This is a genomic window from Clostridioides sp. ES-S-0054-01 (genome assembly GCA_021561035.1).
GTDB lineage: Bacteria > Bacillota > Clostridia > Peptostreptococcales > Peptostreptococcaceae > Clostridioides.
In genome coordinates this window covers 2,952,767-2,975,171 of sequence record CP067346.1, presented here as the reverse complement: position 1 = coordinate 2,975,171, position 22,405 = coordinate 2,952,767, and the positions used below count along the sequence as shown (strand labels likewise).

The window sequence follows — 22,405 nt, the reverse complement described above, 5'->3', positions numbered from 1 at the left end:
TTTAGGAGTATCTCATTTTTTTATGTAAAAATTTTTTGTACAAAAGTTTGTGTAAAAAGATTATTCATGAACAATTAATTCAAATACATCTGGTCTTGAATAGTGACCTTCTGAATCAAAGTCTAGTCTACTAAGTACTATTTTTTCTAGGTCTAAATCAGCTATTAGCATCTCTTCTTTATTAAAAATAGGACCTGCTACATATTTTCCAAAAGGGTCAACTATGCAACTTCCTCCTGGACACATAATCTCTGGTTCTACATCTAGCTCCTTATAATAATTAAGGTCAGTTGGATACATATTTTTTTCAACATATTGATTACATCCTATAACGAAACATCTTCCTTCTAAAGCAATATGTTTCATGGTTGCTTGCCATTCTTCTCTTGAGTCTGCAGTAGGAGCTATATAAAGTTTTACTCCTTTAGCATAAAGAGCTGTTCTAGCTAATGGCATATAGTTTTCCCAACAAATCAATGAACCCATTTTTCCATATGGAGTATCGACTACTGTAAGAGTACTTCCATCTCCTTCTCCCCAAATACATCTTTCTGTTCCTGTAGGTTTAAGTTTTCTATGTTTACCAATAAGCTTACCTTCTGGAGAGAAAAACAAGTTTGTGCAATAAAGAGTACAATTTATATCATCACCATCTCTTTCTGTTATGCCCATTGATAGATATACGCCTGCTTCTTGAGCCGCTTTTCCTAACAAATCTGTTGTAGCACTAGGAACTGGCACAGAATTATCATAGTATCTTTTCCAATCTTCTCTACCTTCCATTGTTCTACTTCCAACAACAAATCCAAATGAAAGACCTCTTGGATATGCAGGTATGAATGCTTCTGGGAAAACTACAATATTTGCTCCTTTTCTCCCAGCTTCTTTAATTAATTCCAATGCTTTTTCAACAGTTTTTTCTAAATCCATTATGACTGGCGATGCCTGAACAACAGCAATTCTTACATTTTTATTTTCCTTGCTCATAAAAACCTCCTAAAAAATATTTAATTTATTGAATTGAATAGACTACATAAGATGTTATTTGAGAAATAAGATATTTATATTGTGAATAATAATTTAACTGTATATTTAAAATAATACATCATGATTTAAAAAATTACAATTGCACAAATATAATTGAGTTCAGATATTTAAACTTAATAACTTATAATATTTTTTTACTTAGTATAAAGAACATTAAATTGTCTTATTTAGAATGAATAGTATTTATTTCTTAGCAAACAATAATTGAAAATAAAACTTTTATATGATTAAAGTCTAAAGAAACAAAGTTAATATAAGATAATATAATTAAGTAGAAAATAATGAAGAAAATTTATTAGACTAGATAACTTAAGGAGAATTTTATGACAGAAAAAATTTATTATAATGGAAATATCATCACAATGGAAGATTCAATATGTGGAGATGCTATTCTTATCAAAGACAAAATAATAAAAAAGATAGGAACAAAGGAAGAAGTATTTGCCCTAAAAGATAAAGACGCAGAAGTTATAGATTTACAAGGTAAGACATTGATGCCATCTTTTATAGATTCACATAGCCACTTAATAGCTTTTGCTACTACACTAAAGTTAATTCCATTAGAAGATGCAACTAGTTTTAAAGACATAATAAAAAAAATAAAGGATTTCAAAGAGACAAACAATATAAACAAGGGTGAGTGGATAATTGGATTTTCATATGATAATAATTTCTTAGAAGAACATAGACATCCAGATAAATACGTGCTAGACAGTGCATCTTCAGAGAATCCAATACTAATTTCACATGCTTCTGGTCATATGGGAGTTGCAAACACCTTAGGATTAAAGCAACTTGGTGTTACTCATGAAACACAGGACCCAGAAGGTGGGCATATAGGTAGAATAGAAGGCAGTGAAGAACCAAATGGATATTTAGAGGAGAATGCATTTTTTAATGTATCGTCTAAAATAAAACAACCATCACCAGATGACATTTTTAACTCAATTGAAAAGGCGCAGGACATATATCTAAGTTATGGTATTACAACAGCTCAAGAGGGTCTAATGGCAGAGAATCAATTTAACCTTCTAAAGACAATGGCAAATCAAAAGAAATTAAAAATTGATACTGTAGGGTATGTGGATTTGAAAAAAAGTAAGTCTGTAGCAGATGACAATAGAGATTTTATAAAGAAATATAAAAATAGATTTAAAATAGGTGGATATAAGATATTCTTAGATGGTTCTCCACAAGGTAAGACAGCATGGTTAACTAGACCGTATGAAAATTCAGATGATTACTGTGGATATCCTATATATAAAGATGAAGAAGTAGAAAAATTTATAAAAACTTCACTAAAAGAAAAAATGCAGCTTTTAACTCATTGTAATGGAGATGCAGCAGCAGACCAATTAATAGATTCATTTGAAAAGAATTTAAAAGAAGAAAATAGTAAAAATGATGCAAGACCAGTTATGATACATGCTCAAACGGTAAGAGCAGACCAAGTTGATAGTATGAAGAATATAAATATGATACCTTCATACTTTGTAGCTCACACATACTATTGGGGTGACATTCATATAAAAAACCTTGGAGAAGATAGAGCATTTAAGATTAGCCCACTTAAAACGACTATAGAAAAAGGTTTAATTTACACTCTTCATCAAGATACACCAGTAATAGCTCCTAATATGCTGGAAACAGTATGGTGTGCTGTTAATAGAATTACAAAAAAAGGTATACAAATAGGAGAAAATGAAAAGATAAGCCCACTAGATGCTTTAAAGGGTGTTACTATAAATGCAGCATATCAATATTTTGAAGAAGATAAAAAAGGCTCAATTAAAGAAGGTAAATTAGCTAATTTGATAATATTAGATGAAAATCCGCTTACAATCGACCCTATGAAAATAAAAGATATTAAAGTGTTGCAGACTATAAGAGAAGGAGAAGTATTGTATTCTTTAAAGTAGATGTAAATTAGATATTTTATCATTTGTATAAAAATAGGTTTAGGTAAAAAATTAGGTAGAATTAAATAAAATTATAGTTAAATCAACAATTATCCTTTTTATTAAATTTTAATTATTATATTGAAGATTTACCAGTATAATTTTATTGATTCTACTTTTTTAAAGAAATATCAATTTATTAAAGTTATCTATGTACTATATAAAATAATTAAGCAGTTATTAGTTTATGAAACAACTATGTATATTACTTTACAGTAAGATTTTGGAGCTAAATTTATAATACCAAATTTAAATTCATTAATGGATTACATTATAACATTTCATATAAAATATATTGTGAATCTTGGGGAACTACTATTCTTCTTTGAGTATTTCTTACAATCAGTTCTAAAAAATTCAATTTCATACCTATACTTGAATTATTCATTAAAATTGTTCTATATAAATAAGAGATATATTATAATATAAATAAACTTATATGAAAGTTAATAACTATACAAGATTGATAAAGAAAAAGTCAAAATAGATAATTGATTGGCAAAATCGATATAATTATAATGAAGTTGAATCTAGAAATATTCTCTTAAAATTAAATTATATTGATTTAATTAAATATAATTTGACAATGACTAAAAAAGTGAGTAAAATATAAATAAAATAAAAATAATAGGTTCGGATAAAATAAAAGGGTTTCTTAACCTCAAGCATAAAGTATATTATCGAAGTTATTTGAGATTAAGAGATAAAATCCAATCTTAGGTACTGAGGAGGAAAAAATGCTTGATATAAAAAGAATAAGGGAAAATTTAGATTGTATAAAAAAAGCAATGGAAAGAAGGGGCGAAAAAGCCTTTAACCTTGATGAAGTAGTTAAGTTAGATGATGAAAGACGAAAGATTCTTCAAGAAGTTGAAGTTATGAAAAATGAATTAAATACAGCATCTAAAAATATACCAAATCTTATAAAAGAAGGTAAAGATGTAGAAAGTGAAAAAGTTAAACTAAAAGAGTTATCTGATAAAATTAAAGTAATAGACCAAAACCTTAAAGAAGTAGAAGACAAGATGGAATACTTATTAATGAGAATACCAAACGTACCACATCCAGAAGTGCCACGAGGTGAAACTGACGAGGACAATGTTGAGGTAAGAACTTGGGGAAAGACTACTACTTTTGATTTTGAATCTAAGGCTCATTGGGAAATAGGAACTGAGTTAGGTATACTTGACTTTGAAACAGCTAGTAAAATAACTGGTTCAAGATTTACTCTTTATAGAGGATTAGGAGCTAGGTTAGAAAGAGCATTATTAAATTTTTACTTAGATACAAATACAACAGTAAATGGATATACAGAAGTTATTCCACCATTTATGGCAAATAGAAATAGTTTTTTAGGTACAGGTCAACTACCTAAATTTGAAGAAGATATGTTTAAAATAGAAGGGCTGGACTATTTTCTAATTCCAACATCAGAAGTTCCTTTGACTAACATACATGCTAATGAAATACTTAAATTTGAACAATTACCAATAAATTATACAGCTTATACTCCATGTTTTAGGTCAGAAGCTGGTTCTGCTGGAAGAGATACAAGAGGTTTAGTAAGACAACATCAATTCAACAAAGTAGAAATGGTTAAAATAGTAGCACCAGAAGAATCTTACAATGAATTAGAGAAACTTACTAACAATGCTGAGACTATGCTACAATTATTGAAATTACCATATCGAGTAGTAAAGATATGCACAGGTGATTTAGGATTTACAGCTTCTTTTAAATACGACGTGGAAGTTTGGATGCCAAGTTACAATAGATATGTTGAGATTTCATCTTGTTCAAACTGTGAAGATTTCCAAGCTAGAAGAGCAGGAATAAGATTTAAAAGAGATAAAGATTCTAAAGCTGAATATGCACATACATTAAATGGCTCTGGATTAGCTATTGGAAGAAGTGTTGCAGCTATATTGGAAAATTATCAACAGGAAGATGGTTCTGTAGTTGTTCCAGAGGTTTTGAGACCATATATGGGAGTTTCTGTTATTAAATAAGAGTTAAATTATGTATTTTAATAACACGATAAACTAGAAGCAATTAAAAAATAATAATGAATATAAAAAAGTGTACAAACTAATGAATATTGATATAGTAAGCTATCATATGAAAGAGTATGTACACTTTTTTATTTACTAAATTTACAAAAAAATAAACATAAATAATTTGCAAGTAGAAAGGAATTTTTTATGAAAGTTCAAAAGACAGAGTGGGGATATATTGAATGGAAACACACTTATGACGAAAACAATCCAAAACAAGCTATGAATATATATATTGCAGTAACTATGCAAGGTAAAAAACATTTTAATCATGTTCATTATGGTCAAGAGCAAATGATATATATTTTAGAAGGTGAGGGTCTGTATATTATTAACGGAGTCTGGAAGCCTTTTTACCAAGGTATGATTTTTTATATAGAATCTGGCAGTACACATGAAACTATAAATACGGGTGATAGACCTATAAAAGAGCTTATTGTTTCAAATAATGTAAGTGATATAGGAGAAAGTGAAGTTATAGAAATTAATCCTAATAATTATTTGAAGAAGACTTTAATAAATTATAGTGAAAGCACTTTAAATTTATATGCAGCAATAGAATCAATTCGTGGTCAATTTATAGACCCATTTAAAATTCCATTAATTATATATGATGATTCATGGAATATAGTTTTAAAAAATCCTTATTTTCCTCTATTTTGTTTTGAAGAATGTAATCCTATGAAATTTCCTCAAAATTGTGATTGTATGAATCAAAAAAGTAGCAATCAATTTGTATGTAAGTATGGGATAACAATATATAATATCCCAATATTATACAAAAACAATAGTATAGGAGTTATAAGAGGAGGATATGTATTATTATCTGATTTAAATTTAGATACAACGCATAGTAATTTATATGATATACCAGAAGGTGCTGCTAGAAGTATAAAACGTCTTTTAAAACAAATATCTAAAAATATAATAAATTTTTGTTCATTCAATGATATAAGAAAGGATTTACAAGAAAAAGAGAATGCTATTGCAAGAACATATCATTATGGAGAGCAACTTGAAATGAACTTAAGGGTAGCTCAAGATATGGTTACCAACTTAAGAATAAATCATCATTTTTTATTTAATACTCTAAATTCAATGGCAAGTATAGCACTTGATGATGGTAGTTATGATTTATATAGTGCAATAATAGATTTATCAAAAATGTTTAGATACACAATGAGGTCTGATTTACGATTTGTAGAATTAGAATCAGAAATATTGTATATTAAAAATTATTTAAACTTACAGAAATTGCGTTATGGAGATGCACTTAAAGTAAAGTATCTTATTCCTGAGAAACTCTATAGTCTTTCTGTACCTTTTAACTTTATTCAACCTATTGTAGAAAATGCTTTTACACATGGATTTAGAGATATTGATACAGAAAAGCGAGTTGATATAATTGCAAGAGTAGATTCTAAGTATGCTATTATAGAAATTCATAATAATGGAACTATTTTAGAGGAAAATAATATAGACAAAATAAAGGAAGGTATTCGTAGTAATAATGGTCATGGGCTATCTTTGATATATACAAAATTTACATCTGCTTATGGAAATGATTTTGATATGGATATAAAGTCAAGTGATAAAGAAGGAACTTACATAATGATTAAAATTCCTATTGAAAATTATAAGGAATATGTATAGAACTTGTGTAAACTTAATAAGTTTTATAAATGTTAAGAAATATATTAGATGTTTTATGTTGTTTTATATATCTTATTTTTTATATTATTAAGCTAAAAGGGAGGAATTCTCATGAGAAAAGCACTAATAATAGATGATGAAGAAGCTGTTTTAAAAATAATAACACACTTTATAGAAATGAAAGATATGCCAATAAAAATTGTTGGTAAAGCAACATCTGGTGATGAAGCAGTAGAGAAGATAATTAGTTTAGAACCAGACATAGTTTTTATAGATATTCAAATGCCAATATATAATGGGTTAGAAGTAATAGAAAAAACATCTCATCTGTCTAAAAAAATAAACTTTGTAGTAATAACTGCTTTTGACTATTTTGAATATGCACAAAAAGCTTTAAGGCTAAATGTGAAAGATATACTCCTTAAACCATTGGATATGAACGAGTTTACTAGGTCTGTAGAAAATATTATCGGTTATCAATATACTAATAATAATTTATTAAATGAGATACTAGAGTATATAAATTTAAATTATGGTAAGGACTTAAAGTTAAATGATTGTGCTAAATTATTTTTAACTAATCCATCTAATATATCTAGAATTTTTAAAAGTAATTTGAATACAACTTTTATATCATATCTAAATCATGTAAGGATAGAAAAATCTATTGAATTACTTGAAAATACTACAAAAAGTATAAATGAGATTGCAGAAATAGTTGGATATAATAGTCTAAACAACTTCTACAAGAATTTTAAGATAGAAAAAGGAATGACTCCAAAAGCCTATAAATTAAATACTAAAAATTGAGATTGATAAATAAAAAGTCAATATAGATAATTGTTTGAGTGTGTCTGAATAAGTATACTTTAATTATAGTAAAAATTAAAGCGCTTTAAACATATTTAATGATATTAAACCTTATAAAAGATGTACCTATTTATATAAAAAAATATATATAAATAAAAATAAAAAGATATACAAAATAAAAAAAGCAAATAAAATACTGTTCAAAAAAGACAGAATTTTCATTTAATTTGCTGAGAATTTATATTTGTTGAAGAAGGTAACTTTATAATGGAGGTAGTTTAATATGTCAGACAAAGTGAATGTGAAAAATATTATCTGTATTGCAGGGGCTTATTTAGCAACAGCAATTGGTTCTGGATTTGCTACAGGTCAAGAAATACTCCAATTTTTCGCCTCCCAAGGGTATATGGGGCTAGTTGGAGCATTAATATCAATGGTGTTATTTTCATTTCTTGGTGCTGAAGTTATAACTAGAGGTAGAGAATTAAAACTTAAAGAACCAACGAGAATTTATACTTTTTATTGTGGAAAGATTTTAGGAAAATTTTACGAATGGTTTAGTCCAATATTTTTGTTTGGAATTCTTATAGTAATGATTTCTGGTGCAGGTTCAACTTTAACTGAATACTATGGTATAAATCCTTATTTGGGAAGAGTTTTGATGGCTGTTGCTACGTTAATCACGGTGTCTATGGGTCTAGAAAAATTAGTAAGTATACTTGGTCGTATTGGACCAGTGATAGCAGTATTTACAATTGCTGTTGGATTAATAAGCTTGTTTAAACATTTTGATGGTTTATCTATGGTTGGAGAAGCTATGAAGAATATTGAAGTTACAAAAGCATCAGGAAGTCCAATAGTTTCAGGTGTAATTTATAATACGTTAAATATTATTGTAATGATTGTTTTTTTAACAGGAATGGGAGCTTCTATTGAGAGTAAAAAGGATGCTTTCTGGGGAGGTTTGTTAGGTGGAGTAGTATTTATGACTGCTGGAATCGTTATGTATTTGGCTATGATTTCAGATATAGGAAACTTATATATGAAAGAAATACCATCACTTTATTTAGCAGATAATATAGCTTCTATTGTAGGTGTACTTTTCTCAGTTGCACTTATATTAGGTATATATACAACAGCTGTTCCACTTTTATGGTCTGTAACTAATAGAATTGTTGAAGATGAGCATCCTAAATTTAAATTAATAACAACAGTAATAGCTATTTTGGCTTGTATAGGTGGATTCTTACCATTTGGTAAACTAGTAAATATTTTGTATCCGTATACGGGTTATATGGGACTTTTAATTTTAGTCTGTATGGTATATAAAGCTATTACATGTAGAGAAAAATCAACACAAAGTCAGGAATAGGGTTACTTATCAATAGTTTATAGTTAAGGGAAGTTTTCATATAATATAGATTTAAAAAGTCAAAATAGTTAAATAAATTGTAAAATATGATAATATATTTAATTAAAACGATATAGTAATATATAAATATAAACAAAGTTGCATTAAATTTATAAAAATAATTAAATTTAAAAGAGGTGTTATTATGTTAAAAACAACAAAAATTTCAGACCCAGAGTTATATAAGATTGTAGCTGATGAGTTGGTTAGACAAGAGCATAATATTGAAATGATAGCTTCTGAAAGTACAGCACCAACAGAAGTACTTGAATTAAGTGGATGTGTATTTACAAATAAAACGGAAGAAGGTTATCCAGGGGCTCGTTTTCAAGCAGGTTCTGAAGAAGCAGATAAACTTGAAACTCTAGCAATCAAACGTGCAAAAGAAGTATTTGGAGCAGAACATGTAAATGTACAGCCATATTCAGGTTCTACAGCTAACTATTGTGTATATTCATCAATATTAAAACCAAATGATACCGTCTTAAGTATGCGTCTTGACCAAGGTGGACATTTAACACATGGTAGTACAGTTAATTTTTTACATGACATTTATAGATATGAATTTTATGGAGTAGACCCAAACACTGGGCGTATAGATTATGATGCTCTTGAAGCAAAAGCAAAAGAATGTAAACCAAAACTTATAATTGCAGGAGCAAGTTCATATCCAAGATTAATAGATTATGAAAGAATATCAAAGGTTGCAAAAGAAGTAGGAGCTTACTTTATGGTAGATATGGCACATGTAGCAGGTTTGGTAGCAGCAAAAGTAATTCCTAGCCCTGTACCTTATGCAGATTTTGTTTCTTCATCCACAACGAAGACTTTCTGTGGACCAAGAAGTGGTATTATACTTTGTAAAGCAGAACATGCAAAGAAACTTGATAAAGGTGTTTTCCCAGGAACATTAGGTTCTATACATCTTAATACAGTTGCAGCAAAAGCCTTTTCACTATTGTATTTAAGTACAGATAAATTTAAAAAAATAATGGAGCAAGTTGTAGTAAATGCTCAGACTCTAGCATCTGAACTTATTTCACATGGTTTTAGTATTGTAAGTGGAGGAACTGATAACCATATAGTTATGGTTGACTTAAGAAGTAAAAATCTTACAGGTAAACAGTTTGAAAAAGCTCTTGAATATGTAGGGATAACAGTTAATAAAAATGTTATACCTGATGACCCACAATCACCATTTGTAACTAGTGGCGTTCGTATAGGTCTTACATCCATATCTCAAAGAGGTCTTAAAGAAAAAGAAGTTGTACAGATAGCAGGAATAATGAATAAGGTAGCAGAAAATATTGACAATAAAGAAGTATTAGATGAGTGTAAAGCAGAAGCTCAAGAGCTTATATCTAAGTTTCCATTATATCCAGAAGGGTATTTTGAAGATTAAGTGTATTGATTTTAGCCCACAATCTATAAAGCCTATAACATAAAACCTAATAATATATAACCGCTATAAGGTGTTGATTAATCAACGCCTTATTTTTTTTGAAAAGTAATATACAAGCTATCATAAGCATATAATTCTTTATAGATAATTAACAAGGGGGATAAAGTTATGAGGTATTATAATAAACCTACCAAAGAAGTATTAAAATACTTAAAAACAAATCCAGAAATTGGACTTGATGATAATGAGGTAGAAGAAAGGAAGCTTAGATATGGATTAAATGAATTTACTATAAAAGAAGGGCGAACATTTTGGGACGAGTTGGGAGAAAGCTTGACAGAGCCTATGATATTAATTCTTATAGGAGCAGCAGTGATAAGTTCTTTTGTAGGGGAATTACATGATGCATTAGGTATTTTAGGGGCTATTTTCATTGGGATTTCAATAGGTATAATAACTGAAGGAAAATCTAAAAAAGCAGCTCATGCCCTATCAAAATTAACTGAAAATATAGAAGTAAAAGTACTTAGAAATGGAAAGATAATTAAAATATCAAAAAATGATTTAGTACCCGGAGATATTGTATATATAGAAACGGGAGATATGATACCAGCAGATGGAAGACTTATACAATCTATAAATTTGAAACTTAGAGAAGATATGCTAACAGGAGAGTCAGATGATGTAGCTAAGAATGCTGATGCTATATTGGATATGGAAGTAGTTTATTCTAAGACAGAAATAATTGAACAGGATACAATACCTGCAAAGCAAGTCAACATGGTATTTGGAGGAACTCTTGTAGCATATGGTAGAGGGATAATGGTTGTCACTCATATTGGTGATAAGACAGAGATGGGTAAGATAGCACAGAATTTATCAAATGAAGACCAACAAACTCCGCTTCAAATTAAATTAGGGAAGTTAGGGGCTAAAATAGCAGGCATATCAGGGGTAATAGCTACTTTATTGTGTATGTTTATGATTATACAAATGCAGAGAAAAGGTATGCTAGTCTTAGATACAAGCAGTATATTATCTTTCTTACAATCATTAGAACCTGCTAAAAACGCATATATGGTTTGTATTGCCTTAATAGTTGCAACTGTTCCAGAAGGTTTGCCAACTATGATAAATATTACACTAGCTATAACTATGCAAAAGATGGCAAAGATAAATGCTCTAGTAACAAAGAAAGAAGCCTGTGAAACTATAGGCTCTGTTTCTGTAATATGTTCTGATAAGACAGGTACTTTAACACAAAATAAAATGATGGTGGAAGTAGCATACGTTGATGGTAAGTATATAGGTGGAGGAGAGTATCAAAGTAATAGCTATTTTGAACAAAACTGTATAGTAAATTCAACTGCAGACATAGAAAAAGAAGAAAACTCATTTAAATATATAGGAAGTGCAACAGAGTGTGCATTACTTTTATATCACAATGATAAGAACTATAATGAAATGAGAAAACAGACTTATTTGATATCACAAATACCCTTTAGCTCAGAAGAAAAGAAAATGTCGACATTAATTCGTCAAGAGGATTCAGAGATATTACTTTCAAAAGGTGCACCAGAAGTATTATTAAAAAAATGTTCTTATGTACAACAAGGAAAAAATATTGTTCCAATAACTCCAAAAATAGAAAAAAGTATTTTAGATGAGATTAAGAAATTACAAATTAAATCTATGAGAACATTAGGATTTGCTTATAAAAAGATGAGTAAGTCTAAAATAGAAGTTGCAATAACTTCAGAAGGTGAATTGAATTTAATAGGAAATCCAAGAGGTTACATGAAGGAAGATAATCTAGTTTTTAGTGGATTTGTGGGAATAGTAGACCCACTGAGAGAAGGGGTCAAAGAGTCGATTGATAAAGCATTTAATGCAGGAGTAGATGTAAAAATGCTTACAGGAGATAATATCAATACAGCAACAGCTATTGGTAATGAATTAGGATTATTGAATGATGGGAAAAAGGCAGTTGAAGCAACTTATATAGATGTATTGACAGATAAAGAATTGAGAGAAGAAATCAAAGGAATATCTATTGTTGCAAGAAGTAAACCAGATACAAAAATGAGAATAGTTTCTGCACTTCAAAAAAGTGGCGAAGTTGTAGCTGTAACAGGGGATGGTATAAATGATGCTCCAGCTCTTAGTCAAGCAGATGTTGGAATTGCAATGGGTATTTCAGGTACAGAAGTATCTAAAAATGCAGCAGATATAATATTGACTGATGATAGTTTCAGTACAATAGTAGATGGAATAAAATGGGGAAGAGGTATATATGAGAATTTTCAAAGATTTATACAGTTTCAGCTTACTGTAAATATAGTGGCATTTATAATTGCTATAATATCTCAACTTACTGGTAAGGATATGCCATTTACCACAATACAATTATTATGGGTAAACATAATAATGGATGGTCCTCCAGCTCTAGCCTTAGGATTAGAACCTGTTAGAGATTATGTATTAAAAAGAAAACCAATAAATAGACATTCTGGTATAATAGCTAGGTCTATGTTTGTAAATATTATTATAAATGCTATTCTTATAATTACAATTGTATTTACTCAATCAGCTTTTAATATATTGGGAGCTACACCAGAAGAACAAGGTACTGTTATATTTTCTTTATTTGCATTCAGTGCCCTTTTTAATGCATTAAATTGTAGAGAGTTTGGTTTGAATAGTACAATACCAAATTTCTTTAAAAATAAGCTGGCATTACAAATAATAGTCGTTACGGGTGTAATTCAAATAATATTTACACAAGTATTCCAGAGTTTCTTTAATTCTGTTTCTTTAGACTTTGATATGTGGATAAAAATAATATTATTTGCATCTACTATTCTGTTTTCAAATGAGTTTGTAAAGCTAATCCTTAGAACAATGAAAAATAGTGGAACTATGAATTTTAGTAGTAAAAATTAATTTTTATGAAACCGCAAAGTAGCATATATATTGTGACTTTGCGGTTTTTTCATTAGAAAAAATTTATATCAACAAGGGTTTTGGAATAGCAAAATTTTATCATTTTAAATTAAAATATATGATACAAAAAAATCATATTCTAAGTGATACTTGGGAAAAATGATACTACCATAATAAAAAATCTTTGTAAAAATCAACATAGAATATATTAAACATATATTAATCTATAAAAATTTTATGGAATATAATAATTTGTATCTAGATGGACATATGGAATAATATTTTATTGAAGTAGAGTAATTTTTAAGAATTTTATATATAAATTATGTTATCATAGATAAAGATATAGATTCTAAATTTTGTTAATAAAATAAAAGACAAGGAGGTAAGTTTTATGTTTTCAAAAATCCTAGTCAAAACATTTATCAGAGATAGCGAAAACGTTCAAAATACAGATGTTAGAAATAAGTATGGTTATGTGGCTGGTGTAGTAGGTATATTATCTAATTTACTTTTATTTGTGATAAAAATATTCACAGGCATGCTAACATCAAGTATAGCTATAATGGCTGATGCATTTAATAATCTTTCTGATATGGCATCTTCAGCAATAACTATGATAGGCTTTAAATTAGCAAGTAAGCCAGCTGATAAAGAGCATCCTTTTGGACATGGAAGAATAGAGTATTTATCAGCGTTAATAGTAGCATTTATGGTGATGCTGGTTGGACTTCAATTTGTAAAGTCATCTATAGAAAGAATAGTAAATCCAGTTCCTGTAAAATTTGAAGTAATACCACTTATACTTTTGATTGCATCTATAATGATTAAAATCTGGTTGAGCCGTTTTAATAAATTTATGGGAAATAAGATTAATTCTTCAGCATTAAAAGCAGTTTCACTTGATGCTCTAGGAGATGTATTTACATCAAGCTGTGTAGTTATATCATTTATTGTAGTTAGATTTACTAGTTTTCCTATAGATGGATATGTGGGTATTGCAGTATCGTTAGTAATACTTTATGCTGGTTTTTCTCTTGTAAAAGATACTATAAATCCTCTTCTAGGAGAAGCACCAGATGAAGAAATGGTAAAATCTATTATAGAATTGTTGTCATCTTATAAACATATAATAGGTACACATGATTTAATCATTCATAACTATGGAGTTGGCAGATGTATCGCATCTATACACGCAGAAATTCCATCTAACATAGATATAATGGAAATCCATGAAATCATAGATACTGCAGAGAGAGAAATATCTGAGAAATTAGATATATATTTAGTAATCCACATGGACCCAATATGTCTTGAAGATGAAGAAGTTATGTCAGCAAAAAAAGAGCTTGAAGAAATACTTAAGAAAAATAGCCTTGTAAAATCTATGCATGATTTTAGAATAGTTGGAAAGGGAAGTAAGAAGAATTTAGTATTTGATATAGTAGTCAATCCTTCTGAATTTTCCAAAGGTATGTCAGAAGACGATTTAAAAGAAGATATAACAAAATTAGTTAAGGAGATAAACCCTGAATATAATTGTGTTATTATTGTAGATAAAGATTTTATTTGATGATTAATTAATATTTTAATAAGGTAAAAAATGTAAAAAATATAGACAAGAGTATAAATGCATAATATAATAGAAATATATAATTATATTTAATATGAATATAACAATTTTAATTGTTTTTTATGAAATATTATAGAGATGTTGAAGTATATTCTATTATTGGGCACCTTATGGATATACTGAGTCAGTGGTGCAACCGGCTATGAATATAAATTTATTTATTTTCATGGCTTTTTTTGTATAATTTTTTAGTAAAAATTAATTTATATATAATCTTAATGGAAGATTATATATTATATACAGTCTAGAGGGGAGGAATCTATATGAAGAAAGAAAATAAAAAGGCATTATTAATCAGTTTAATTATGATTCTAAGTATGGTGGTATCTACAATATATCCAACTGTATCTTATGCTTTGGAGTTAGGAGAGAATAGTAGAATTCAAAGTGGTTCAACTAATTTGTCAACTGGAGATGAAAATCCACCAGTACCACCATCAGATGATGTGGTAAATCCACCAATACCACCCTCAGATGATATAATAGAAAAGCCTGTTAAACCAATTGTTCCAATACCAGAAGTAGTAAAACCATTAGTATCAGAAGAAAAGAATAATAACGTAAAAGAGTATACTGTGGTAAATCCGCCAGTACCACCAAAGACAGGACATAATACTACAATTATTGGAGGAATACTATTAGGTCTAGGAGCTATTATAGGGATTATTATATTAAGACGAGACAAAAATACAAATTAGACCCTAACATTATAAAAATATAAGTAATATTAAAAAATATCTTCTAAAATAATATTTAATAGTGAAAATATTGTTAGAAGATATTTTTTTGGTGTATTTATGTAAAAAAATAATAACTTCTTAGAAAAAAATTCCAATACCCCATAGACAATTAAGGAGATGTAAGCTATAATGTAGATATAAAATTAAATGAGGCAAAACTAGGGAAACCTAGTGACGCAAAGCTATAGGGGCTAAAGTTTAATAAACCATGCCAGCCAGTTGCCGAAAAGAGTAAGAATTTCTTTTTGTATATACAAAGATACTCTTGAGTATCTTTTTTATTTTGAAATTTATTGCTCCCGGCCTAATTCAAAGGAGGGAATAATATGAGACCAAGTAAAAAATTATTAATCGCTATAATATCAATATTCTTAATAAGTTCAGTTTCAGTAAGTGTACATGCAGTCAGTACTACTATACAACAAAATAAAAAAATACTTAGTAAAATAGTGGTTCTTCCAAATGGAAATTACAATAAAAATGAAGCTAATGCTATGGTAAATAGACTAGCTAAAATAGATGGAAAGTATTTAAATGCATTAAAGCAAGATAATTTAAAAATAAAATTATTAAGTGGAAAGTTAACAGATGAAAAAGAATATGCTTATTTAAAAGGTGTAGTTCCTAAGGGTTGGGAAGGCACTGGAAAAACTTGGGATGATGTTCCAGGTTTAGGTGGAAGCACAGTAGCCCTTAGAATAGGATTTAGTAACAAAGGTAAAGGTCATGATGCAATAAACTTAGAATTACATGAAACAGCACATGCAATAGATCATATAGTATTAAATGATATTTCTAAGTCAGCACAATTTAAACGAATATTTGCTAAAGAAGGACGTTTTTTAGGTAATGTAAATTATTTAGGTATATATCCCGAAGAATTCTTTGCAGAAGCATTTGCATATTACTATTTAAATCAAGATACCAATAGTAAGTTAAAAGCAACTTGTCCACAAACTTATAGCTTTTTACACAACTTAGCTAAATAGAGAATTTAATAAATTTAAAATAAATACAAATTAAGGGGGTGTCTCAAAATGAACTTTTTAGTTCAGGAGGCACTCTTTTCTGTATGAAATCAAATATATTTTCATCATTTCAACAGTAAAAAAAGGCTTATCTCTATTTTAGTATAATCCCCTTATAGTAGACATTTAAATAAAAGGCTATTATAATAGGTCTAAAAAGCGTATACTCTAAGGGGGTTTTTCTATGTCTAAAAAACACAAAAAATATAGCAAAGAACTTAAACTAAAAGCTGTAAACTTATATATAAAAGAAGGATACTCATCATACAAAATTGCTGAGATGCTGAATATAAGAAGCAAAACACAAGTTCAAAACTGGGTAAAAGATTATAAAAATAAAGGTAAAACTGCGTTTAATGATGAAACTAGGGGCAGATTTAAAAATATTAGTCTAGAAAATGATAATAGAAAATTTAAATCTGTTGAAGAAGAATTGAAGTACTTACGCATGGAGAATGAATTCTTAAAAAAGTTAAGTACCCTATTGGACAAGTCAAAGTAAGCGATAAATTTAAAACAATTAAACTTATGTCTAGGAAGTATAGTATTTCTAGTATGTGTAAGTTGATAGGTGTGTCAAGAAGCGGTTACTATAAATGGCTAAGTTATTCTAAAAAATCTTCCGATAGGGGTATCAAAGATAGAATTATTAAGGATTATATAATTGAAATACATAAAAAATATAGAGGAACTTACGGTAGAAAAAGAATTTGTACTTATTTAAATAAAATACTTGATAGCCCTATTAATCATAAGAGAGTATATAGGTTGATGAAAGAACTAGGTATTAAATCTATTATTAGAAAGAAAGTATATAGACGTAAGTTTAAATCATATGAGATATATGATAATATATTAAATCGTGAATTTAGAGCTAATCAACCATTAGAAAAAATTTGTATGGATATAACATACATACCTATCGGTAAAAAATTCTTATATATGAATGTAGCCAAAGATTTATTTAATGGTGAAATAGTGGCATATGAGATAAGTACAAAAATGGATACTAAATTAGTTAATAATACAGTAAATCAACTAATAAATATGAATTTAGCTAAAGATTGTATTTTACATACAGATCAAGGTTCACAATATACAAGTAGATCTTACTCTAAAAGGCTTAAGGATAATGGTATTATACAATCAATGTCCCGAAAGGGCAACTGCTGGGATAATGCTCCTATAGAAAGTTTTTTCAGTCATTTTAAATCTGAATTAATATATTTAATTGATACTACAGATCCAAAGAAAATGATTAGTCTAATAAATGATTATATTTATTTTTATAATAATGAAAGAATACAATTAAAAAACGGAATGAGTCCGATTGAATATCGAACTCATTGTGCGTAAAGATAGCCTTTTTTAAGTCTGTCTACTTGACAGGGACATATCCAATTTTTAGATAGCCTCTTTTATATTACATGTATAACGAATAATTTTATTCTTATTTATAACTACAATAACACATCAATTACGACTCCTTATACAATGATTCAACGTGCTTATTATGAGCTTGAGCAATTATTGTAGGTATAATAGAAATTATTGAACCCATTACTATTAATAAAATTCCTATAACCATGTTTATAGGAATAATTTCTTTAAGTATTAATAATGCTAGTATTGGAGATATTACTGGTTTAAAGAAGAAGACTAAAGATGTAAGACTAGTAGAAGTAGCTTCCATTGCCATGAAGTAAAGTGCATAACCAACACCTGTAACAAATACGAATACATAAATCATAATAGGCATATTGTGTAAGGTATAGCCACTAAAAATAGGGATATTTGCAAATACATGAAGTTTGTTTTTATTTAATATATCTGTGATAAAATTAATTTTAGTAAACAAAACTAATATTAGCATTTCCAAACTACCAAATATAAAACTAAAACAAGTTACAACTATTCCACCAAATTTTAAGGTTTTTCTTTTACCAAATACAGTATACATTGAAAAAATAATAGCAGAAGATAAAGTTAAGAATATTCCACTAAAAGTTAATTTTGTATGCAATGGATTTATTATAACTATAATTCCAAGGACTTCTAATATAAGTGAAATTACATTGTACCTATATATTTTTTCCTTCAAAATTAAGTAAGCTAGAAGCATTACAAAGACTGGATTACAACTAAACAAAACAGCAACTACAGATGCTTTTGTGTTTAGAACCGCCAGTTGGTACAATGACATACTTACCACTACACACATAAAACCTAAAAATGCAAAGTATCTTAAGTCTGATTTTGTAATAGAAAGACTAAGAGACCTTAATCTTTTTACAGCAAAAGGTAGTAAGACCAAACCGCCAACAAAAAATCTTGATAAGGTTATTTGTAAGGGATTAAAGTCATTAGTGACAGTTTTTAGACTAATTTCCATTGAACTAAAAAATAAGGTAGTCAGGATTATATAAACATAACCTTTTTTCAAGTCAAACACCTCCTTATAATTTATATTAGTACTATAGATGGCAATATTCAAGTTTATTGGAATAATATAGTATATAAAATATAGTACATAAAATTATAAACTACCTTAGTATAGAATACTTAGATTCTATACTAAGGTAGTTAATTATTTGAATTACCTTGATTTAATTATTTTAAATTATAAAGTTTAGCTAATTTTTCAAATGACGGTAAAGAACTTTTAACTTTGTCATAAGATACACAATATGACACTCTAAAATGACCTGGACAACCAAAAGAAGAACCTGGTACTAATAATAAATTAAATTGTTTTGCATCATTGCAGAATTTTTTATCGTCTTCAATTGGAGATTTTGGGAATAGATAGAATGTACCACTAGGCTTAACACAAGAATATCCCATTTCGATTAAACTATTATATAGGAGGTCAAAATTCTTTTTATAAATGCTTACATCGACTTCAGCATCTAAACTTCTTGCAATAACTCTTTGAAAAAGAGAAGGAGCGTTTACAAATCCAAGTATTCTATTTGCAACATTTAACGAAGACATAACATCGTCAAAATCATCCATTTGTCCATTAGCAACAATATATCCTATACGTTCACCAGGTAGAGATAATGATTTACTATAAGAGTATCCTATAAATGAGTTTCTATAGTATTTTAGTACGCAAGGAACTTTGGCACCATCATAAATTATTTCTCTATATGGTTCATCAGAAATTAAATATATATTTGTATTTAATTCTTTTTGTTTTGAGTCTAATAGTTCTCCAAGGTTTTTTAATAATTCTTCAGAATATATAACACCAGTAGGATTATTTGGAGTGTTTATTATTAAAGCTCTTGTCTTTGAAGTAATGGCATTTTTTAGAGCATCTAAATCTGGTTCAAAAGTTTCTATATTTGTAGGAACTTCTATTAATTTTCCATCATAGTTTTCTGTATAGTTTTTATACTCACCAAAATACGGTGCAAAAGCAATAACTTCATCATCAGGATTTAAAAGAGTTTTTAAAATAATATTTAGACCACCAGCAGCACCACAAGTCATAATTAAGTTTTCTCTTGTAAGATTTAATCCATTTTTTTTATTTATGTGTTCAGCAATAGCATTTCTTACATCCTCATATCCTGAGTTATTCATATATCCATGAACTAAATTTGGAGATTCTTCATTTAAAATATCATTTATAACTGCTTTAATAGTCTCTGGAGGTTCAACACTTGGATTTCCTATACTGAAATCAAAAACATTTTCCTCTCCATAAATATCAGAAAGTTTCTTTCCTTCTTCAAACATAGCTCTTATAACAGAACTGTTTGCAACTAAAGTTTGCATTTTATTAGATATCATATGTAACACTCCTTTTTATAGATTTATATTGCTTATGTATATATTACCATATTTTTACTGAATTTAGACAATTTTCGAAAAATTATTTGTTTGAAAATATAGACTTTTATATAAAATATATTTATGTACAGTGTATATTAAAAATTCCAATTTCTAACTTAATCATAATTACTTTCTATAATTATTTTATAAAGAATTAATAAGACATAGATTTAGAGAATAAAATATTCTTGACTATATTAATTGTTTAATATAATATAGTTGATATAGTCAAATATATTATAATTATAGAGGAGAAATTTAAGATGGATTTTAAAAATTTACAGTATGAAAGTTTGTCATATATTATCTGTAATTTACAAAAAAACTTTAAACTTTATTGTGAAAAATGTTTAAAACCATATAAACTTACGAATGGTCTGTATTTCTATTTAATCTATATTAATAAAAATAGAAACTGTTCTTTGAATGATGTTTCGATAGAATTCGAAGTTGATAAGGCTCATACAACAAGAACTATATCTAGATTAGAACAAGATGGATACATAGAAAAAGTCCAAAATCCTAATGATAGCAGAGCTTTTCAGCTGAGAGTAACAGATAAGGGTGAGGAAGTATTAGGAGATATAAAAAATATATTTTCAAAGTGGGATAACCACATAAAAAAAGAGTTTTCAGATAAAGAATATAAAGAATTAGTGAAGAAATTACATGTGGTAAAGGACATAAAAACAAGTGTGGAGGAAGAATAAGATGTATTGCAATTTGTTAAAGCCAATTAAAATTGGAAATTTAGAATTAAAGAATAGAGTATCATTTGCACCTACAAGCATGAGTCTTAAACTTGAAGAAAAAATTAAAAAGTTTTCTGATATTGCTAAGTCAGGAGTAGCTTTGATTACTTTAGGGGATGTATCTGTTAGACCTAGTTTTCATAAGATGGTTATGAGCTTGTCAGATGAGGATGGAGTTGTGAAATACAAGAAAATTGTAGATGAAATACACAATTCTGGTGCAAAGGTATCAGCACAAATATTTTGTTCAGATTATGATGTTAATTTAATTAAAGATGCTATGAAGATGGGAATTACTTCACATGATGAGATAAAAAAAATAATGAATGATGGAGTAAAAGATTACATAACAAATATGTCCAAAGAAGAAATTAAAAATATTATAAACTTATTTAAATCAACAGCATTGAATGCAAAAAAAGCGGGATTTGACATGATTCAGATTCATGGAGATAGGCTTGTAGGAAGTTTTTCATCTAGTATATTTAATAAGAGAAATGATGAATATGGTAAAACGTGTGAGAATAGAAGTAGATTTGCAAGTGAAATAATTAGCAGTATTCGAAATGAAGTTAAGGATATTCCAATAGACTATAAACTTGCAATAAGACAAGAAAACCCTCATTATGGTAATGCAGGAGTGCTACTTTCAGAGGTCGAATATTTTGTAAAAAAATTTGAATCATTAGGCGTAAATAGTTTTCATGTAACACTTGCAAATCATTCAAAATTAGAAGATACTATACCAACTAAGAATCATCCTTATTTTAAAGATGAAGGATGTTTTTTATATTTAGCTGATGAAGTGAAAAAACACACAAATCTTCCAGTGTGTGGAGTTGGGAAATTATCTAGCCCAGATTTTATAGAAAATATTATATCAAATGATAGGGTAGATATGGTCTCTATGTCAAGACAATTATTGGCAGATAGTAACTGGTTGCAAAAAGTAAAAGATGGAAGAGTGGATGATATTAAAAAATGCTGTTATTGTAATAAGAAATGTGCAGATGCCTTACAAACACACTCTAAGTTTGGATGTATATTAGATTAGGCTATATTTATAGAAATTAAAATATGTTAATGTTAATACATTTTGGTAAGTTTAGATAAGTATTTAGATAAAGAGGA

The 22,405-nt window shown here is 28.2% G+C and carries 16 protein-coding genes, 1 pseudogene and 2 riboswitches; of the genes and pseudogenes, 14 read left to right on the top strand and 3 right to left on the bottom strand.

Annotation, left to right across the window (positions count from 1 at the left end; genetic code table 11):
• Positions 1-60 precede the first annotated feature (60 nt).
• Entirely contained in the window at positions 61-987 is a 927-nt protein-coding gene (locus JJC02_13780; GenBank protein ID UDN53957.1) for a carbon-nitrogen hydrolase family protein, read from the bottom strand.
• Between the two features lie 383 nt (positions 988-1,370).
• Between JJC02_13780 and JJC02_13775 the strand changes: the two genes are divergently transcribed.
• The 12 genes and pseudogenes from JJC02_13775 to JJC02_13720 all read left to right on the top strand — a co-directional run bounded on the left by JJC02_13775 (position 1,371) and on the right by JJC02_13720 (position 18,035).
• Positions 1,371-2,966 (top strand): amidohydrolase, encoded by a 1,596-nt coding sequence (locus tag JJC02_13775; GenBank protein UDN53956.1) that lies wholly within the window; start codon positions 1,371-1,373, stop codon positions 2,964-2,966.
• A 776-nt stretch (positions 2,967-3,742) separates the two neighbouring features.
• Positions 3,743-5,014: a serine--tRNA ligase gene (serS, locus tag JJC02_13770; GenBank protein ID UDN53955.1), complete on the top strand. Its 1,272-nt coding sequence runs from the start codon at positions 3,743-3,745 to the stop codon at positions 5,012-5,014.
• Positions 5,015-5,206: 192 nt separating this feature from the next.
• On the top strand, positions 5,207-6,712 hold the full coding sequence (locus JJC02_13765) for a histidine kinase (GenBank protein UDN53954.1): 1,506 nt from the start codon (positions 5,207-5,209) through the stop codon (positions 6,710-6,712).
• A 111-nt stretch (positions 6,713-6,823) separates the two neighbouring features.
• Entirely contained in the window at positions 6,824-7,522 is a 699-nt protein-coding gene (locus JJC02_13760) for a response regulator (protein ID UDN53953.1), read from the top strand.
• Between the two features lie 283 nt (positions 7,523-7,805).
• Positions 7,806-8,894 carry a hypothetical protein gene (locus tag JJC02_13755; protein ID UDN53952.1) on the top strand — a complete coding sequence of 363 codons (1,089 nt, stop codon included), beginning with the start codon at positions 7,806-7,808 and terminating at the stop codon, positions 8,892-8,894.
• Between the two features lie 184 nt (positions 8,895-9,078).
• Positions 9,079-10,335: a serine hydroxymethyltransferase gene (locus tag JJC02_13750; protein UDN53951.1), complete on the top strand. Its 1,257-nt coding sequence runs from the start codon at positions 9,079-9,081 to the stop codon at positions 10,333-10,335.
• 168 nt (positions 10,336-10,503) lie between these two features.
• Positions 10,504-13,278, top strand: a complete 2,775-nt coding sequence (locus JJC02_13745) for a calcium-translocating P-type ATPase, PMCA-type (GenBank protein ID UDN53950.1) — start codon at positions 10,504-10,506, stop codon at positions 13,276-13,278.
• A gap of 394 nt (positions 13,279-13,672) precedes the next feature.
• Positions 13,673-14,851 (top strand): cation transporter, encoded by a 1,179-nt coding sequence (locus tag JJC02_13740; protein ID UDN53949.1) that lies wholly within the window; start codon positions 13,673-13,675, stop codon positions 14,849-14,851.
• 125 nt (positions 14,852-14,976) lie between these two features.
• Positions 14,977-15,062, top strand: a riboswitch (cyclic di-GMP riboswitch).
• A 268-nt stretch (positions 15,063-15,330) separates the two neighbouring features.
• Positions 15,331-15,609, top strand: a pseudogene (locus JJC02_13735) (hypothetical protein).
• 183 nt (positions 15,610-15,792) lie between these two features.
• Positions 15,793-15,878, top strand: a riboswitch (cyclic di-GMP riboswitch).
• A 99-nt stretch (positions 15,879-15,977) separates the two neighbouring features.
• The gene (locus JJC02_13730; GenBank protein UDN53948.1) at positions 15,978-16,640 is read left to right on the top strand and encodes a hypothetical protein; all 663 of its coding nucleotides are present in this window, start codon (positions 15,978-15,980) and stop codon (positions 16,638-16,640) included.
• Positions 16,641-16,863: 223 nt separating this feature from the next.
• Positions 16,864-17,181 carry a transposase gene (locus tag JJC02_13725; GenBank protein ID UDN53947.1) on the top strand — a complete coding sequence of 106 codons (318 nt, stop codon included), beginning with the start codon at positions 16,864-16,866 and terminating at the stop codon, positions 17,179-17,181.
• Entirely contained in the window at positions 17,139-18,035 is an 897-nt protein-coding gene (locus JJC02_13720) for an IS3 family transposase (protein UDN56428.1), read from the top strand. Before JJC02_13725 ends, JJC02_13720 begins: the two co-directional genes overlap by 43 nt.
• 121 nt (positions 18,036-18,156) lie before the next feature.
• On the opposite strand, the gene JJC02_13715 is transcribed toward JJC02_13720, so the two are convergent.
• Together JJC02_13715 and JJC02_13710 are read right to left on the bottom strand one after the other, a co-directional pair.
• Positions 18,157-19,122 (bottom strand): DMT family transporter, encoded by a 966-nt coding sequence (locus JJC02_13715; protein UDN53946.1) that lies wholly within the window; start codon positions 19,120-19,122, stop codon positions 18,157-18,159.
• Between the two features lie 167 nt (positions 19,123-19,289).
• On the bottom strand, positions 19,290-20,480 hold the full coding sequence (locus JJC02_13710) for a pyridoxal phosphate-dependent aminotransferase (GenBank protein ID UDN53945.1): 1,191 nt from the start codon (positions 20,478-20,480) through the stop codon (positions 19,290-19,292).
• A gap of 305 nt (positions 20,481-20,785) precedes the next feature.
• Between JJC02_13710 and JJC02_13705 the strand changes: the two genes are divergently transcribed.
• Both JJC02_13705 and JJC02_13700 read left to right on the top strand, forming a co-directional pair.
• A complete protein-coding gene (locus JJC02_13705; protein UDN53944.1) occupies positions 20,786-21,232 on the top strand; it encodes a winged helix-turn-helix transcriptional regulator in 447 nt (148 codons plus the stop codon).
• A 1-nt stretch (position 21,233) separates the two neighbouring features.
• Entirely contained in the window at positions 21,234-22,328 is a 1,095-nt protein-coding gene (locus JJC02_13700; protein ID UDN53943.1) for an NADH:flavin oxidoreductase, read from the top strand.
• Positions 22,329-22,405: the final 77 nt, after the last annotated feature.

Coding starts and splice junctions, on each gene's coding strand:
- JJC02_13780 (UDN53957.1), bottom strand. CDS start 987: ATGAGCAAGGAAAATAAAAATGTAAGAATTGCTGTTGTTCAGGCATCG.
- JJC02_13775 (UDN53956.1), top strand. CDS start 1,371: ATGACAGAAAAAATTTATTATAATGGAAATATCATCACAATGGAAGAT.
- serS (UDN53955.1), top strand. CDS start 3,743: ATGCTTGATATAAAAAGAATAAGGGAAAATTTAGATTGTATAAAAAAA.
- JJC02_13765 (UDN53954.1), top strand. CDS start 5,207: ATGAAAGTTCAAAAGACAGAGTGGGGATATATTGAATGGAAACACACT.
- JJC02_13760 (UDN53953.1), top strand. CDS start 6,824: ATGAGAAAAGCACTAATAATAGATGATGAAGAAGCTGTTTTAAAAATA.
- JJC02_13755 (UDN53952.1), top strand. CDS start 7,806: ATGTCAGACAAAGTGAATGTGAAAAATATTATCTGTATTGCAGGGGCT.
- JJC02_13750 (UDN53951.1), top strand. CDS start 9,079: ATGTTAAAAACAACAAAAATTTCAGACCCAGAGTTATATAAGATTGTA.
- JJC02_13745 (UDN53950.1), top strand. CDS start 10,504: ATGAGGTATTATAATAAACCTACCAAAGAAGTATTAAAATACTTAAAA.
- JJC02_13740 (UDN53949.1), top strand. CDS start 13,673: ATGTTTTCAAAAATCCTAGTCAAAACATTTATCAGAGATAGCGAAAAC.
- JJC02_13730 (UDN53948.1), top strand. CDS start 15,978: ATGAGACCAAGTAAAAAATTATTAATCGCTATAATATCAATATTCTTA.
- JJC02_13725 (UDN53947.1), top strand. CDS start 16,864: ATGTCTAAAAAACACAAAAAATATAGCAAAGAACTTAAACTAAAAGCT.
- JJC02_13710 (UDN53945.1), bottom strand. CDS start 20,480: ATGATATCTAATAAAATGCAAACTTTAGTTGCAAACAGTTCTGTTATA.
- JJC02_13705 (UDN53944.1), top strand. CDS start 20,786: ATGGATTTTAAAAATTTACAGTATGAAAGTTTGTCATATATTATCTGT.
- JJC02_13700 (UDN53943.1), top strand. CDS start 21,234: ATGTATTGCAATTTGTTAAAGCCAATTAAAATTGGAAATTTAGAATTA.